We start from the raw sequence: 15,326 nt of genomic DNA on the forward strand, positions 1-15,326 counted from the left end.
CCGTCCGCCCCACGGCTCCCACGGGCCCGGACGGGGTCAGAGCCGCGCGAGCGTCGCGGGGTCCTCCTCGCCACCGAAGTACCGGTCCAGCACCTCGCGGAACGAGCGAGACGCCGCCCCCTCCCCCGCGCCGGCGCCATCGTCACCGGCCTCCGCCGCGCGGGCGAAGAGGGTCATCGAGGACCGCAGCTTGACCGCGTCGACCACGCCCAGCACCGGCACCGGGTCCGTGCCGTCCAGCGCCAGCAACGCCGCGCAGCAGTCGCGCAGCCGCGGTCCGAGCACCGGGTGGGCGAGGTAGTCGCGCGCCTCGTCGAGCCCGGACAGCGCGTACCGCTGCGACGTCGGCGACCGCCCGAGCCCGGCGACCTGCGGCAGCACGAACCAGATCCAGTGCCCCTGCTTGCGCCCGGCCCGCAGCTCGCGCAGGGCCTGCTCGTACACCCCGCCGTCCTGGGCGGCGACGAAGCGGGACAGGTCCGCCGGCGCCGTCACGCCCCACCCCCGGCGAGGGCGGGCAGGTCGCGCACGTGAAGCCGTGGGCCGTCCCGCGGGGTCACGTGGTCCATCCGCCGATGATGGCGGGGCCGGGCCCGCGCGACAACCCGGCAGGCACGCGGGCCCGCGGGCGCGGTCAGTACGTGGGCACGGAGGGGTCGACCTCGCGCGACCACGCGAGGATCCCGCCCTCGACGTCGACGGCGTCGACCCCGCGGGCCCGCAGCAGGTCGACCGCCTCGGCCGAGCGGCCGCCGGACTTGCAGTGCACGTAGACGCGTCCGCCGTCGACCGGCAGCGGGTCCCCCGCGCGCACCCGGCCGACGGGGAAGAGCACTGACCCGGGGACGGCCGCGACGTCGCGCTCCCCCGGCTCGCGCACGTCGAGCAGCGCGACCCCGTCCTCCCGCAGCAGGTCGGCGAGCTCGGCCACCGACACCGACGGCCGCGAGCCGCCGCCGGAACCGTCCGCGTCCACCGGCGCCGCACCGTCCGCCCTCGACGTCGCCCACCCGAGCGGCCGCGCCGGGTCCGCCCCGGCCCCGCAGACCCGGCACCCGGGGTCGCGGCGCACGGGCACGGTGTCCCAGGTCTGGCGCAGCGCGTCGTGGACGAGCAGCCGCCCGACGAGCGGCTCCCCCGAGCCGGTGACGAGCTTGACCGCCTCGGTGGCCATGACCGAGCCGATGGCGGCGCACACCGCGCCGAGCACCCCGCCGACGGCGCACGACGGGACGGCGTCCGGCGGCGGCTGGGCCGGGAAGACACAGGCGTAGCAGGGCCCCTCCCCCGCCCACCACACCGCCGCCTGGCCGTCGAAGCGGTACACCGACCCCCACACGTGCGGGACGCCGAGCCGGGCGCAGGCGTCGCCGACGAGGTAGCGGGTCGGGAAGTTGTCGGCGCCGTCGAGCACGAGGTCGTAGTCGGCGACGACGTCCATCGCCGTCAGGGCGTCGAGCCGCGAGCCGTGCCGCACGACGACGGTGTCCGGCGAGAGCGCGGCGACGGCCTCGGCGGCCGAGTCGACCTTGGGCCGCCCGACGTCGGCGACCCCGTGCACCACCTGCCGCTGGAGGTTCGTCGTCTCGACAACGTCGTCGTCGACCACGCCGATCGTCCCCACCCCGGCGGCGGCGAGGTAGAGCAGCGCCGGCGAGCCGAGCCCTCCGGCCCCGACGACGAGCACCCGCGCGGCCCGCAGCCGGCGCTGCCCGTCGACCCCGAGGCCGGGCAGCAACAGGTGCCGGGCGAAGCGGGTCCGCTCCGCCGCCGTGAGCTCCGGACCGAGCGGCACCAGCGGGGGTCGCGCCATGCCCGGAACCTAACACCGCGGCACCCGCCCCGGCCCCGGGCGCGGCGCAGCGCCCGCCCCGCCGCGGCCCGTCCGTAGGATGGCCCGCGCACCCCGCCCCTGGTCGGAGGACCCATGACGAGCTCGACCGCCACCCGCAGCACCCGGATGCCCCGCAGCGAGCGCCGGGCGCAGCTCCTCGAGGCGGCCCAGGCCGTCTTCGTGCAGTCCGGCTACCACGCCGCCGCGATGGACGAGATCGCCGAGCACGCCGGCGTCAGCAAGCCGGTGCTCTACCAGCACTTCCCCGGCAAGCTCGACCTCTACCTCGCGCTGCTCGACACGCACTGCGACACCCTCGAGCAGCTCGTCCTCAAGGCCCTCGAGGAGACCGAGGGCGACAACGAGGTGCGCGTGCAGGCCACCGTCGCCGCCTACTTCGACTTCGTCACCCGCGAGGACGCCGCGTTCCGGATGGTCTTCGAGTCCGACCTCACGAGCGTCCCGCAGGTGCGGGCCCGGCTCGACGCCGTCGAGATGGTGTGCGCCGAGGGCATCGCCGACGTCATCGCCGAGGACACCGGCGTCGACGAGCAGCGCGCGCTGCTGCTCGGGTCCGCCCTGGCCGGCATGGCGCAGGTCGCGGCCCGGCACTGGCTGAGCCAGGGCGGCGGCATCCCCGAGCAGGAGGCCGCGTCGATGATCAGCACGCTGGCCTGGCGGGGCCTGGGGTCCTTCCCCAAGGTCGAGGGCTGAGCCGACCCGGCCGGCCCTCCCGGGCGCGGAACAGCGCGTCCGGCCCGACGGTTAGCCTGGGCGACGAACCCCCCCGACCCGCGGGCCAGCACCCGCGGAGACCACGAAAGGTGCGTGCCCCGTGGAGGTCACCATCGGCGTCCAGAACGTCGCCCGCGAGATCACCGTCGAGACCGACGCCGACCCCGCGCAGGTCGCCAAGGCGGTCGACGACGCGCTCGCCTCGCCCGAGTCCGTCCTGCGGCTCACCGACTCCAAGGGCCGCACGGTCCTCGTCCCCGGCCGCGCCATCGGCTGGGTCCAGGTGGGCGAGTCCGAGAAGGGCAAGGTCGGCTTCGGCATGAGCTGACGCCGCCGGGGCAGCACCACCGCTGACCTGCGGGGACGCCCGCCGGACCCCCTGCCTTGTCCAAGGTTTGACGAATCTTCGTCGAAGGTCTAGCGTCGGTCCCGGCGCCGGCACCCCGGCGCTCGGTCCGACCGTCCGCCCGGACGTCGTGCCGGTATGAAGAGTCCGGGGCCCGGATCCCCGGAAAGGAGACACCCGTGATCCTCGGCATCATCGGCACGATCATCTTCGGCGCCGTCATCGGCATCCTCGCCCGCCTGGTCCTGCCGGGCAAGCAGCACATCAGCGTGCTCATGACCGTCGTCCTCGGCGTCCTCGGCGCCCTCGTGGGCTACTGGATCTGGGGCGCCCCGAAGGACGACGGCAGCATCGACTGGCTGCGCTGGATCACCTCGGTGATCGCGGCCGCGCTGTTCGTCGTCATCTACGAGCGGATCACCGCGCGGCGCAGCGTCACGCACTGACCGTCACCTGAGCTTTCGGGGACCATCCCCGGCACCGACCTCTCGGGTCGAGCGTGCGAGGGCCCCCGCCACCACGGCGGGGGCCCTCGTACGTCCCCGGGAGGCGTCCGACCCGGCGCCGCCGGCGGATCAGGCCTCGAGGCCCATCCGGTTCATCCGCCGCTGGTGGTTGTCGGTGAGCCGGGTGAACATCCGCCCCACCTCGCCGAGGTCGACGCCGCCGCCGACGAGCAGCGCGGACATCGCGTCCCGCTCCACCGCGACGGCCTGCGCCTGCGACAGCGCCTCGCCGAGCAGCCGCCGTCCCCACAGGGCCAGCCGTCCCGCCGTCGTGGCGTCGGTGCGGATCGCGTCGCGGACGATCTGGACGACGAACTCCGCGTGCCCGCCGTCGTCGAGGGCGGCCTGCATCACCGAGCGGGTCTCCTCGTCGACGAACGCGGACATCTCGCGGTAGAAGTCCTTGGCGATGCCGTCGCCGACGTAGGCCTTGACGAGGCCCTCGAGCCAGCCCTTCGGCGCCGTCCGCTCGTGGAAGGCGGTGAGGGGCGCGACGAACGGGCCCATGGCGGCCTCGGGGTCGATGCCGCGCTCGCGCATGTGGTCGACGAGCTGGGTGTAGCGGGCGAAGTCGGTCGTCGCCAGCTGGCCGGTCGCGGTCTTCAGCGCGATGGTCGGGGCGAGGTCGCAGTCGACCGCCATCCGGATGAAGGCCGTGAGCTCGCCGTACGCGAGCACCCCGAGCAGGTCGCCGACCGCGGCCTGCAGGCCGGGGTCGGACGGAGGGGCGGAGGACGGCTGCTCCATGGGCAGCGAGCCTAACGGGTACGATCAGGCTGTCCACGGTGCCCGGTCGGCACGAACGTGAGAGACCGCGACGGGTGGGCCACCGGTTCGACACCGGCCTGGCGCCCACTCCCGAAGACCCCCGATCGGCCCGCACACCTGCGTGTGGCGCCTCCGCGCGCCGCCGATCCGGAAGAGAGTCCATGACCGACGTCACCGACGCGCCCGAGGCCACGACGGCCCCGGCCGCCCCCGCGGCACCCACCCAGACCTTCGCCGACTTCCCCGTGCACCCCGACATCGTCGGCGCGCTCGCGGACGCGGGCATCGTCACCCCGTTCCCCATCCAGTCGATGACGATGCCCGTCGCCCTCGGGGGCCACGACATCATCGGCCAGGCCAAGACCGGCACCGGCAAGACGCTCGGCTTCGGCGTCCCCATGCTCAACCGGGTCGTCGCGCCCGGCGACGACGGCTTCGAGACCCTCGCCGCGCCCGGCAAGCCGCAGGCCCTGGCCGTCGCCCCGACCCGCGAGCTCGCCGTGCAGGTCTCCGGCGACCTCGAGCGGGCGGGCGCGCGCCGCGGCATCCGCGTCCTCACCGTCTACGGCGGGCGCGCCTACGAGCCGCAGATCGACGCGCTGCGCCGCGGCGTCGAGGTCGTCGTCGGCACGCCGGGCCGCCTCATCGACCTCGCCCAGCAGGGGCACCTGCAGCTCGGGCACGCCCGCACCGTCGTCCTCGACGAGGCCGACGAGATGCTCGACCTCGGGTTCCTCCCCGACGTCGAGCGCATCCTCGCGATGACCCCGGCCGCCCGGCAGACGATGCTCTTCTCGGCGACCATGCCCGGCGCCGTCGTCACCCTGGCCCGCCGGTACATGAACCAGCCGACCCACATCCGCGCGATGTCCGAGGACGACGGCTCCGACCGCGCCACCGTCCTCGCCATCGAGCAGCTCGTCTACCGCGCGCACGCGATGGACAAGGTCGAGATGCTGGCCCGGATGCTGCAGGCCGAGGGCCGCGGCCTCACCATCGTCTTCACCCGCACCAAGCGCACGGCGGCCAAGGTGGCCGACGACCTCGGCAGCCGCGGGTTCGCGGCCGCCCCGCTGCACGGCGACCTCGGCCAGGGGGCGCGCGAGCAGGCGCTGCGCGCGTTCCGCAGCGGCAAGGTCGACGTCCTCGTCGCCACCGACGTCGCCGCCCGCGGCATCGACGTCACGAACGTCACGCACGTCGTCAACTACCAGTGCCCCGAGGACGAGAAGACCTACCTGCACCGCACCGGCCGGACCGGTCGCGCGGGCAACACCGGCATCGCCGTCACCTTCGTCGACTGGGACGACCTGCACCGCTGGGCCCTCATCAACAAGGCGCTTGACCTCGGCATCCCCGAGCCGCAGGAGACCTACTCCTCCTCGCCGCACTTCTACGCCGACCTCGGCATCCCCGAGGGGGCCAAGGGCCGGCTGCCCCGCTCGCAGCAGACCCGCGCCGGCCTCGAGGCCGAGGTCGTCGAGGACCTCGGCGAGACCGGCAAGTCCGCGGGCCGCGGCCGTGGGGGCCACGGCGGCGGGCGCGGCGGCGACCGCGGGGACCGGGGCGAGCGCGGGGACCGGGGCGAGCGCGGGGACCGGGGCGAGCGCGGTCGTGGTGGCGAGCGCTCCGGCGCCGCGCACGGCGAGTCCGCCGAGGGCGGCGACCGTCCGCGTCGGCGGCGCAACCGGCGCCGGACCCGCGGCGGCAAGCCCGCCGACGGCCAGGCCTGACCCCGTCCGGGCGCGCGTGACGGATGTCATGCGCGCCCGTGAACGGTGGGTGACTGACTGGAGGGGTCCCCGACGACCCCGGGAGGTCCCATGTCCGCACCCACCGCCGACCGCCCCCGGACCGCGCAGGGGTCCCCCGGGCTCCGGCGTCACGTCGGCACCGTCGGCCTGCTCTTCGCGAGCATCGGCTCCATCATCGGCTCCGGCTGGCTCTTCGGGGCGATGAACGCCGCCCAGACCGCCGGCCCCGCGGCGGTCATCTCCTGGGCGCTCGGCGCGGTGATGATCCTCCTCATCGGGCTCTGCTACGCCGAGCTCGGCACGATGTTCCCGTTGTCCGGAGGCGTGGTCCGCTTCCCACACATCGCCTTCGGCTCGACCGCGAGCTTCCTCACCGGCTGGATCACGTGGGTCGCGTGCATGAGCGTCGCGCCCATCGAGGTCGAGGGCGCCCTCCAGTACGCGACGAAGTACGCGCCGTTCACCGAGAGGCACTCCGTCGGTGGCAGCACCGTGCACACCCTCACCGGGCTCGGGCTCGTCGTCGCGGTCGTCCTCATGGCCGTGTTCGTCGTCGTCAACTACGTCGGCGTCCGGTGGTTCGCCCGGGTCAACACGGTCCTCGTCTGGTGGAAGCTCGCGATCATCACGATCGTCATCGGCGCCTTCCTCCTCACCTCGTTCCACGGCTCGAACTTCACCTCGCAGGGCTTCCGGCCGGAGGGCTGGCACGGGGTGTTCACGGCCATCGCGACGTCCGGGATCGTCTTCAGCTTCCTCGGCTTCCGGCAGGGCATCGAGCTCGCCGGTGAGACCGACAACCCGCGCCGCAACGTGCCGCTGGCGGTCATCGGGTCCGTGCTCGCGACCGGGCTGATCTACGTGCTCCTCCAGGTCGCGTTCATCGGCGCGCTGCGCCCGCAGGACTTCGCCGACGGCTGGGCCAGGGTGAGCTTCACCGGTGACTTCGGACCGCTCGCGGCGATCGCCTCGTTCCTCGGCCTGGCCTGGCTCGCCGTGCTGCTGTACGTCGACGCCGTCGTCTCCCCCGCCGACACCGGCCTCATCTACATCACCGTGACCTCGCGCATCTCCTACGCGATGTCCCGCAACGGCAACGCCCCTCAGGCGCTCGGCCGCACCACGGATCGGGGCGTGCCGCTCGTGAGCATGGGTGTCGCGTTCGTCGTCGGGCTCGTCCTCTTCCTGCCCTTCCCGAGCTGGCAGCAGCTGGTCGGGTTCATCACCTCGGCCACCGTGCTGTCCTTCGGCTCGGGTCCGCTCGTACTCGCCGCCATGCGCCGCCAGCTGCCGGACCGGGAGCGACCCTTCCGGGTGCCGGGCGGGCACGTCATCCCGTTCCTCTCCTTCTTCTCCTCCAACCTCATCGTCTACTGGACCGGCTGGGCGACGAACTCCAAGCTCTTCGTCGCCGTCCTCCTCGGCCTGGTCCTCCTCGCCGTCATGTACGCCCTGCACAGCCACCACGAGCAGCCCTACGACTGGGCCTGGCGGGCCGGCTCCTGGTACCTGCCGTGGCTGGCCGGGCTGGCGCTGCTGTCCTGGCTCGGTGACTACGACGGCGGGGTCGGGGTGCTGCACTTCGACACGGCGATCCCGGTCGTCCTCGTCTTCAGCGGGCTCGTCTACTGGTACGCCGAGCGGGTGCGGCTGCCCGGGGCCACCGTCGTGCGCAACGCCGAGCAGACCGAGCAGGAGGCGTCCCTGGAGACCGGCACGCTCGGCGCGCAGGTCTGACGCCCGGGAACGGCGACGGCCGCCGGCCCCCCAGGGATGCCGGCGGCCGGACGCTGCGGGGGTCAGCCGGCGGGCGTGATGGTGCTGACGTCGATGACGTACCGGTAGCGGACCTTGGAGCCCACGACGTCGTCGTAGGCCCGGTCCACCTCGTCGGCCCCGATGACCTCGACGGTGGCGCCGATGCCGTGCTCGGCACAGAAGTCGAGCATCTCCTGGGTCCCCTTGATGCCGCCGATGTTCGACCCGGTCAGCGTCTTGTCGCCCATGATGAGCGAGCCGAAGTGCACGGACTGCGCGTTCTCCGGCAGGCCGACGTTGACGAAGGTCCCGAACGGCTTGAGCAGGCCCAGGTACTTGTCCACGGGCAGGTCGGCCGAGACGGTGCAGACGATGACGTCGAAGGAGCCCTCGAGGTCCTCCCACGTCGAGTCCTCGCTCGTCGCCCGGTAGTCGGTAGCGCCGAACGCCTTGCCGTCCTCCTCCTTGGAGGTCGTCTGGGACAGGACGGTGACCTCGGTGCCCATGGCGGCGGCGATCTTCACGGCCATGTGGCCGAGGCCGCCCATGCCCACGACGGCGACCTTGTCCTCGGGCCCCTTCACCCAGCGCTGCAGCGGGGTGAAGGTCGTGACGCCGGCGCACAGCAGCGGCGCGGCCTGGTCCAGCGGGATGCCCTCGGGGATGCGCAGGGTGAACCGCTCGCTGACGACGATCTCCTGGCTGTAGCCGCCCATGGCGACCTCGCCGTCGTAGTTCTCGCCGTTGTACGTCGGGACCGAGCCCTTCTCGCAGAAGTTCTCGTGGTCGCTGCGGCACATCTCGCACTCCCCGCAGGAGTCGACCATGCAGCCGACCCCGACGGCGTCGCCGACCGCGAAGCGGGTGACGTCGGAGCCGACCTCGGTGACCGTGCCCGCGATCTCGTGGCCCGGCACCATGGGGAAGAGGGCCTCGCCCCACTCCTCGCGCGCCTGGTGGATGTCGCTGTGGCAGATGCCGGCGTAGGCGACGGCGATGCGCACGTCGTCCGGGCGCAGGTCACGCCGCTCGACGGTGCCCTGGCGGAACGGGCCCTTGGCCTCGTCGACGATGATGGCGGGGGTTGTCGTGGTCATGCCCCGACTCTAGGAACGCCGCGGCGTCCCGGTCCAACCCGCGGCGGGCGGACGCGCGGTGAACGATCTCACGGTCCCGGCCGGGAATGCGTGGCGCCCCACGGCGGTTGCGCGGTGGACTTGCGCCCACGCTCGGTCAGAGGACCTGCAGCAGCTGCCGGGCGACCTCGCGGTAGGCCCTGGCCCCCTTGCTCGTGCGGGCCGTCGCGAGGATGGAGCGCCCGACGGCGGGCGCCTCGGCGAAGCGCACCGTCCGGGGGATCGGCGGGGACAGGACGGGCAGCCCGTAGCGCTCCCCGACGTCGTCGAGGACCTCGCGGGCGTGGGTGCTGCGGCCGTCGTACAGGGTCGGGAGGATGCCGAGGACGCGCAGCTTCTTGTTGAGCAGCTTCGTGACGTCCGCGACGGTGTCCAGCAGCTGGCCGACACCGCGGTGGCTGAGCATCTCGCAGGGCATCGGGATGACGAGGCCCTGCGCGGCGGTGAGGGCCCCGAGGGTGAGGACTCCGAGGCTCGGCGAGCAGTCGAGGAGGACGACGTCGTAGTCGCGCCGGACCGGCTCCAGGGCCTCGCGCAGGACGTACTCCCGGGCCGGCCGGCCGAGGAGGAAGGCCTCGGCGCCGGCGAGCTCGATGGTGCTGGGCACGAGGTCGACGCCGTCCGCGCAGTGGTGGACGACGTCGGCGACCTCGGCCCGGCCGAGCAGGACGTCGTGCACGGAGGCCTCGACGGTGTCGGGGTCGATGCCGAGGCTGAAGGTCAGCGAGGCCTGGGGGTCGAGGTCGACGAGGAGGACCCGGCGGCCGGCCTCGGCGAAGGCGGCGCCCAGCGAGGCGACCGACGTGGTCTTGGCGACGCCGCCCTTCTGGTTGGCGAGGGCGACGATCGTGGCCTTGGGTCTCCGGGGGGTCCGGGGCATCGGGAGGGCCTTCCGACGTCGGGGCCGGCCGGGGGCCGGGGATGGGGGCGGCAGGACTTCCCCGATCCTCTCATCCGCCACCGGCGGCGTCGGCGGCGAGGACGAACCGGCGGAACGCCTCGGCCGACGGCAGCCGCGGCCGGCGTTCCAGCCAGGCCAGCCCGACCTCGCGGCGGGCGTCGTCGTCGGTGAGCGGGACGAGCCGGGTGCGGGCGAAGGTCGTCGGGGCGGGCAGCCCCTGGGCCGGGACGACCGACACCCCGAGGCCGGCGGCGACGAAGCCGCGGATGGTCGGCAGGTCCTCGGCCTCGATGGCGACGTCCGGCTCGAACCCGGCGGCGCGGCACAGCCGCAGCACCTGGTCGCGCATGCGGGAGGGCGCGGACTGCAGGACGAACGGCTCGGCGGCCACCTCGTGCAGCGCCAGGCGCCGCCGCCCGGCCAGCGGGTGGGCCGGTCCGACGCACAGGACGAACGGCTCGGTGAGGATGTGCTGCCAGACCACGCCCTGGCCGGCCACCCGGTTCGGGGTGAGCTCGAGGTCGGCGCGGCCGGTGGCGAGCTCGGTCGACACCCGCCCCTGCTCCCCGCCCTCGGTCTGCTCCAGGACCACCCGGACGCCGGGGTGCGCCGCCTTGAAGGCCCCGACGAGCGAGGGGACGAGCCAGCTGCCGAAGGACAGCGGGTAGGCGAGGGTGACGACGCCGCTCTCGGGGTCGACGAGCTCGGTGACGGCGGCCAGGCCGTCGTCGAGGGCGTTGACGAGGTCGTCGACGTGCCGCTTGAACGCCGCGCCGGCGTGCGTCATCCGCAGGACCCGGCCCTGGCGACGGAGCAGCGGCGTACCGACCTCCTCCTCCAGCCGGGCGAGGGCGCGCGAGACCCCGGGCTGGCTGACGCCGAAGACGTCGCTGACCTCGGTGACGGTGTAGCCGTCGGCGACGAGCTGGAACCAGCGCAGCGCATCGGTGTCCATACCCATGACGATAGTGCATGTGTCGTATGGCTCGATTTCATTGGACGCATGGGTGCTCCGAGGCGAACACTGGACGCATGACGACGAACACGAACCTCTGGACCACCGTCAAGGACGAGCTGCGCGAGCGCCGTGAGCGCCGCGAGGCCACCCGCCGGCTGCGCGCCGACCTCGCCGCCTACCGCACGCCGACCGAGGTCGAGGACCTCATGGCCACGGTCGACGCCCACGAGGCCGCCGGTCTCGCGCCCGACGCCCCGGTCATCCGCGGGATCCTCCAGGACAACCTGCGCGGCTACTACGAGGCCCGCCAGGCGCCGATGCGCCAGGCCATCGGTCTCTGAGGACCGCCTCCCCTCAGGCCCGCGGCGTGGTGTCGGTCCCCGGCACCACCCGCAGCCCGATCGGCCCCGGGTTCCACGCGACCTCCCAGCGGAGGCCGTCCGGGTCGGCGAAGTAGCCCGAGTAGCCGCCCCACTCCCGGTCCCGGGCACCACCCACCTGCGCCCCGGCGTCGGCGGCGAGCCGCAGCACCGCATCGACGAGGGCCGGGGTCTCGACGTTGTGGCTGAGGACGACGGGGACGAGCCCTGGCCCCCGGGTCGTCGGGCCGCCGGTCTCCGCCTCGAACGCCGCGCGGTCCCACAGCGAGAGCACGAGGCGCTCGCCCGCCGCGAACATGACGACCTCCCCGGGGACCTCGAGCTCCGGGCGCCAGCCGAGCCCGCCGGCGTAGAACCGGGTGCTGGCCGCGAGGTCGGCGACGGCCAGGGTGACGAACGAGATGCGCTGCTCCATCCCCGGAGCGTGGCAGACGGCGCCGACACCCGGATCCGTCGGCGGACACCTCTGGCGTCGCGGGCTCCCGCGGTCCTACGCTGACCCTGTCGGTGCGTATGACGAGACAGGGTGCGTAATGAGCAACGAACTGCCCACGGTGGCCCTGGCGCGGCTCGTCGAGGGGGCCCGCTACGAGGTCATGCCGACGCCGACCATCGTCGACAAGGTGCGGACCCACGTCCCCGCGTCGGTGCCGATCACCGTCACTGCCGCCCCGGGGAAGGGCCTGGAGGCGACGCTGTGGACCTCGGTCGAGCTCGCGGGCGCCGGCTACACCGTGGTCCCCCACCTCGCGGCCCGCATGGTGAGCGGTCGCGCCGAGCTCGCCGAGGTCGTCGCCCGGCTCGCCGAGGCCGGGGTCACCCAGGTCTTCGTCCCCGGCGGTGACGCCGACCCGCCGGCCGGCGACTACACCTCGGCCCTGGACCTCCTGCGCGACCTGGACACGCTCGAGCACCCCTTCACGCACGTCGGCATCACCGGGTACCCGGAGTCGCACCCGAGCATCGACGACGACGTCACCGTGCAGTCGATGTGGGACAAGCGCACGTACGCGACGCACATCGTCTCGAACATGACGTTCGACGCCGAGGGACTCGGCACGTGGTGCGAGCGGGTCCGGCGGCGCGGGGTCGGCCTGCCGCTGCTCGTCGGCGTGCCCGGCCCGGTCGACCGCGCCAAGCTGCTGGGCATGGCCGGCAAGATCGGCGTCGGGGAGTCGCTGCGCTTCCTCCGCAAGCAGAAGTCGGTCTTCGCGCGGATCGCCGCCCCCGGCTTCTCCACCGACAAGTTCGTCAGCCGGGTCGGGGCGCTGTCGGCCAACCCGGCCCTGAGGATCGAGGGCCTGCACGTCTTCACCTTCAACCAGGTCGAGGCCATGGAGGCCTGGCGGGCCAGGATGCTCGACGAGGCGAGGACGGCCCGGGTCCGCCCCGTGGGATGAGCGGGCGGGTGTCGGAGCCCGGACCTAGCGTGAGGGGGTGACGAACCGACTCTCCACCCTCCTCGGCGACCGGGCCGCCGTCCTCGACGGCGGCTACGGCTGGCTCCTCCAGGAACGCGGCCTGCCGCCCGGCGAGTGCGCCGAGTCCTGGAACGTCACCCACCCCGAGGCCGTCGCCGCCCTGCACGAGGAGTACGCCGCGGCCGGCGCCGGGATCATCACGACGAACACCTTCGGCGCCACCGAGCCGCGGCTCGCCGCGCACGGCTGGTCCGGTCGCGCCGAGGAGGTCAACCGGGCCGCCGCCGAGATCGCCCGGGGCGTGGCGTCGCGGCACGGAGCCCTCGTCGCGGGCAACCTCGGGCCCACGGGAGAGCTCCTCGAGCCGCTCGGCACCCTCTCCGCCGACGACGTCCGCGCCCTGTACGCCGAGCAGGTCCGCGGCCTCGTCGCGGGCGGGGTCGACCTCGTCCTCGTCGAGACGATGAGCGACCTGGACGAGACCCGGGCCGCGATCGCCGCCGTCCGCGAGGTCGCGCCGGACCTGCCGGTCGTCGCGACGATGTCCTTCGACACCAACCTGCGCACGATGATGGGCGTCACGCCGGCCGCCGCCGTCACCGCGCTCGCCGAGGCCGGCGCCGACGGCGTCGGCGCCAACTGCGGGCGCGGTCCGGACGAGATGCGGGTCATCGCCCAGCAGCTCGTCGACGCCCGGCCGGACGACGTGCTGCTCGTCGTCCAGTCCAACGCCGGACTGCCCGAGCTCGACGGCGACCGCTTCGTCTACACCGTCGGTCCGGACGAGATGGCCGCGCACGCCGCCGAGCTGCGCGGTCTCGGCATCGACGTCGTCGGGTCCTGCTGCGGCTCCGACCCCGCCCACACCAAGGCCGTCGCGTCCGCCCTGGCCTGAGGACGGACGCGACGGCGGCGGTGGACCGCGCCGGGCTCAGGCGACGCGGCGGGCCAGCTCGGCCCCGGCGTCACCGGCGGCCTCCTCGGCCGTCTTGCGCATGAGCGTGGCGACCTCCAGGAGCTCGTCGAGGGCCGGGTTGACGCCCGCGAGGGTCAGCTCGCGCTCGACGAGGGTGAGGTCGGCGCCCCAGACGTCGACGAGGACCCGGCGGTAGTACTCGGTGCTGTGGTCCCAGCCCTCCTTGGGCGTCCCCTCGGCGTAGGAGCCGCCGCGGGTGACGACGGCGACGACGGGCGTGCCCTCGAGCAGCCGGGTGCCCGGTGCGGCGCCGGCGATGGCGAGGTCGATCCAGGCCTTGACGTGCTGGGAGACGCCCCAGTTGTAGAGCGGCAGCGCGAGCACCGCGGCGTCGGCCTGTCGCAGCTCGTCCGCGACGGTGGCGGCCAGGGCGAGCGCGTCGCGCTGCGCCGGGGTGCGCTCGCCCTCGGGGGTGAAGGACCCGCCGACCGCGAGCGGCCAGGCGTCGGCGGGGAGGGGGTCGGCGCCCAGGTGGCGACGGACGACCGCGGCGTCGGGGCGCTCGGCGGTGAACCGCTCGAGGACGAGGTCGGCGAGGGCGCTGCTGGCGGACCGCTCGCCCTGGATGGAGGCGTCGATGCGGAGGAGGGACACGGGGACTCCTGACGGTTGGACTTGAATGTTCAAGCGATCCTACACGCTCGACTTGAATGTTCAAGTCAGGGGTACGATGTCGTCGTGGCAGCACCGTCCGACCCCGGCCCCGAGGGCACCGTGGCCTGGCTCGACGCCGACCAGATGCGCGAGTGGCGCTCCCTCATGGCGCTCGTGACCCGGCTCCCCAGTGCGCTCGACGCCCAGCTGAAGCGGGACGCCGGCCTCAACGGCTTCGAGTACCACGTCCTCGCCGCCCTCTCCGACGCGCCGGACCACACCCTGCCCCTCACCGACCTCGCCGGCCGGTCCCGGGGCTCGCTCTCCCGCCTCTCGCACGCCGTGACCCGGCTCGAGAACGCCGGCTGGCTCACCCGCGAGCGGTGCACCGGCGGCGGCCCCTCGCGGGTCGAGGCGCGGCTCACCGCGGCCGGCGTGGAGAAGCTGCAGGACTGCGCCCCCGGCCACGTCCGCGAGGTGCGACGCCTCGTCGTCGACGTCCTCACCCCGGACGAGCTCCGTGCGCTCGGGCACGCCGCGCGGACGGTGGTCCGGGCCGCCGGGCTGGACCCCGCGGACGGCGACCGGGTCGGCCCGCCGCCCCCCTGCTGAGGACCCCGTCCCGGGTCAGCCGGTCCTTACGCAGGGCCCCGGGGCGACGAGGGCGCCGATCGCGGCCTCCAGGCCTCCGGTTCCGGTGGGGCGGACCTGCAGCGGCAGCCCGAGCCGCTCGGCGGCCTCCTGGGCCAGGGCCCGCAGCTCGGCCGTCTCGGCCGGGTCGGTGGTCTGCACGAGCCACACGACGCGGGTGTAGTGCCGGAAGTACTCCTCCCGCAGCTCGGGGTACCGGTCCAGACCCAGCTCCTGGAGCACCGTGCGGGCGAACGAGCGCACGAGGAAGTCGGTGAGCAGGTAGGTGCCGGGCTCGGCCTCGGCCATCGTCTCGATCTCGCTCGGCCCGGCGAAGAGGTCGTAGCAGTGGAGCCCGGGCAGCCGCTCGAGGTCCAGGCGCGCGCACAGCGCGTCGAGGGCGCCGTAGGTCCCGCAGTCCGCGTAACCGACGGCGACCCGGCCGTAGCGCGGCGCCAGCTCGCCGACGAGCTCCTCGACCGCCGCGGCGATGCGCTGCGGCTGGTTGTGCAGCAGCGGGGGCAGGGGGTGGACGTCCAGGCCCCACTCGGCGTGCCGCGCCGCCGCCTCCGCGGCCGGCCGGGCGATGGCCCCGCACGCCACGAGCGCCACCCGCCCCCGGCGTCCCG

The 15,326-nt window shown here is 74.2% G+C and carries 18 protein-coding genes; 9 read left to right on the forward strand and 9 right to left on the reverse strand.

The features are described 5' to 3' along the window. Positions 1-36: 36 nt before the first annotated feature. Positions 37-495: a DUF1810 domain-containing protein gene (locus EPD83_RS02485; RefSeq protein ID WP_128366276.1), complete on the reverse strand. Its 459-nt coding sequence runs from the start codon at positions 493-495 to the stop codon at positions 37-39. 139 nt (positions 496-634) lie between these two features. After that, on the reverse strand, positions 635-1,813 hold the full coding sequence (locus EPD83_RS02490; RefSeq protein WP_128366277.1) for a ThiF family adenylyltransferase: 1,179 nt from the start codon (positions 1,811-1,813) through the stop codon (positions 635-637). A 114-nt stretch (positions 1,814-1,927) separates the two neighbouring features. On the opposite strand from EPD83_RS02490, the gene EPD83_RS02495 reads away from it, so the two are divergent. The 3 genes from EPD83_RS02495 (at position 1,928) to EPD83_RS02505 (ending at position 3,361) form a co-directional block, all read left to right on the forward strand. Continuing rightward, entirely contained in the window at positions 1,928-2,548 is a 621-nt protein-coding gene (locus EPD83_RS02495) for a TetR/AcrR family transcriptional regulator (RefSeq protein ID WP_128366278.1), read from the forward strand. 121 nt (positions 2,549-2,669) lie between these two features. After that, positions 2,670-2,897, forward strand: a complete 228-nt coding sequence (locus EPD83_RS02500; protein ID WP_128366279.1) for a DUF3107 domain-containing protein — start codon at positions 2,670-2,672, stop codon at positions 2,895-2,897. Positions 2,898-3,094: 197 nt separating this feature from the next. Then, entirely contained in the window at positions 3,095-3,361 is a 267-nt protein-coding gene (locus EPD83_RS02505) for a GlsB/YeaQ/YmgE family stress response membrane protein (RefSeq protein WP_128366280.1), read from the forward strand. A 129-nt stretch (positions 3,362-3,490) separates the two neighbouring features. On the opposite strand, the gene EPD83_RS02510 is transcribed toward EPD83_RS02505, so the two are convergent. Continuing rightward, the gene (locus EPD83_RS02510; RefSeq protein ID WP_165566167.1) at positions 3,491-4,168 is read right to left on the reverse strand and encodes a ferritin-like fold-containing protein; all 678 of its coding nucleotides are present in this window, start codon (positions 4,166-4,168) and stop codon (positions 3,491-3,493) included. Positions 4,169-4,350: 182 nt separating this feature from the next. Between EPD83_RS02510 and EPD83_RS02515 the strand changes: the two genes are divergently transcribed. Next, on the forward strand, positions 4,351-5,922 hold the full coding sequence (locus EPD83_RS02515) for a DEAD/DEAH box helicase (protein WP_165566168.1): 1,572 nt from the start codon (positions 4,351-4,353) through the stop codon (positions 5,920-5,922). A 90-nt stretch (positions 5,923-6,012) separates the two neighbouring features. Beyond that, entirely contained in the window at positions 6,013-7,680 is a 1,668-nt protein-coding gene (locus EPD83_RS02520; protein WP_165566169.1) for an APC family permease, read from the forward strand. Positions 7,681-7,742: 62 nt separating this feature from the next. Here EPD83_RS02520 and EPD83_RS02525 read toward each other — a convergent pair whose 3' ends face one another. From EPD83_RS02525 to EPD83_RS02535, 3 genes are all read right to left on the reverse strand, one after another. Next, a complete protein-coding gene (locus tag EPD83_RS02525) occupies positions 7,743-8,798 on the reverse strand; it encodes an NAD(P)-dependent alcohol dehydrogenase (RefSeq protein ID WP_128365879.1) in 1,056 nt (351 codons plus the stop codon). A gap of 136 nt (positions 8,799-8,934) precedes the next feature. After that, a complete protein-coding gene (locus EPD83_RS02530; protein ID WP_128365878.1) occupies positions 8,935-9,717 on the reverse strand; it encodes a ParA family protein in 783 nt (260 codons plus the stop codon). A gap of 70 nt (positions 9,718-9,787) precedes the next feature. Next, entirely contained in the window at positions 9,788-10,693 is a 906-nt protein-coding gene (locus tag EPD83_RS02535; RefSeq protein ID WP_128365877.1) for a LysR family transcriptional regulator, read from the reverse strand. Positions 10,694-10,770: 77 nt separating this feature from the next. Here EPD83_RS02535 and EPD83_RS02540 point away from each other — a divergent pair, with 77 nt between their 5' ends. Then, positions 10,771-11,037, forward strand: a complete 267-nt coding sequence (locus EPD83_RS02540) for a hypothetical protein (RefSeq protein WP_128365876.1) — start codon at positions 10,771-10,773, stop codon at positions 11,035-11,037. Between the two features lie 13 nt (positions 11,038-11,050). Here the strand turns inward: EPD83_RS02540 and EPD83_RS02545 are convergent, their stop codons facing one another. Continuing rightward, a complete protein-coding gene (locus tag EPD83_RS02545; protein ID WP_128365875.1) occupies positions 11,051-11,491 on the reverse strand; it encodes a VOC family protein in 441 nt (146 codons plus the stop codon). Between the two features lie 118 nt (positions 11,492-11,609). Here EPD83_RS02545 and EPD83_RS02550 point away from each other — a divergent pair, with 118 nt between their 5' ends. Both EPD83_RS02550 and EPD83_RS02555 read left to right on the forward strand, forming a co-directional pair. Next, positions 11,610-12,476, forward strand: coding sequence for a methylenetetrahydrofolate reductase (locus EPD83_RS02550; protein ID WP_128365874.1), 867 nt, complete (start codon positions 11,610-11,612; stop codon positions 12,474-12,476). 37 nt (positions 12,477-12,513) lie between these two features. After that, a complete protein-coding gene (locus EPD83_RS02555) occupies positions 12,514-13,392 on the forward strand; it encodes a homocysteine S-methyltransferase family protein (RefSeq protein WP_128365873.1) in 879 nt (292 codons plus the stop codon). A 36-nt stretch (positions 13,393-13,428) separates the two neighbouring features. Here EPD83_RS02555 and EPD83_RS02560 read toward each other — a convergent pair whose 3' ends face one another. Further along, the gene (locus EPD83_RS02560; RefSeq protein ID WP_128365872.1) at positions 13,429-14,067 is read right to left on the reverse strand and encodes an FMN-dependent NADH-azoreductase; all 639 of its coding nucleotides are present in this window, start codon (positions 14,065-14,067) and stop codon (positions 13,429-13,431) included. Between the two features lie 84 nt (positions 14,068-14,151). On the opposite strand from EPD83_RS02560, the gene EPD83_RS02565 reads away from it, so the two are divergent. Further along, a complete protein-coding gene (locus EPD83_RS02565) occupies positions 14,152-14,679 on the forward strand; it encodes a MarR family winged helix-turn-helix transcriptional regulator (protein ID WP_205859379.1) in 528 nt (175 codons plus the stop codon). 15 nt (positions 14,680-14,694) lie between these two features. Here EPD83_RS02565 and EPD83_RS02570 read toward each other — a convergent pair whose 3' ends face one another. Further along, positions 14,695-15,309, reverse strand: coding sequence for a DUF1638 domain-containing protein (locus tag EPD83_RS02570; RefSeq protein WP_235950301.1), 615 nt, complete (start codon positions 15,307-15,309; stop codon positions 14,695-14,697). Positions 15,310-15,326 lie beyond the last annotated feature (17 nt).

Source organism: Phycicoccus flavus (genome assembly GCF_004025965.2).
GTDB lineage: Bacteria > Actinomycetota > Actinomycetes > Actinomycetales > Dermatophilaceae > Phycicoccus > Phycicoccus flavus.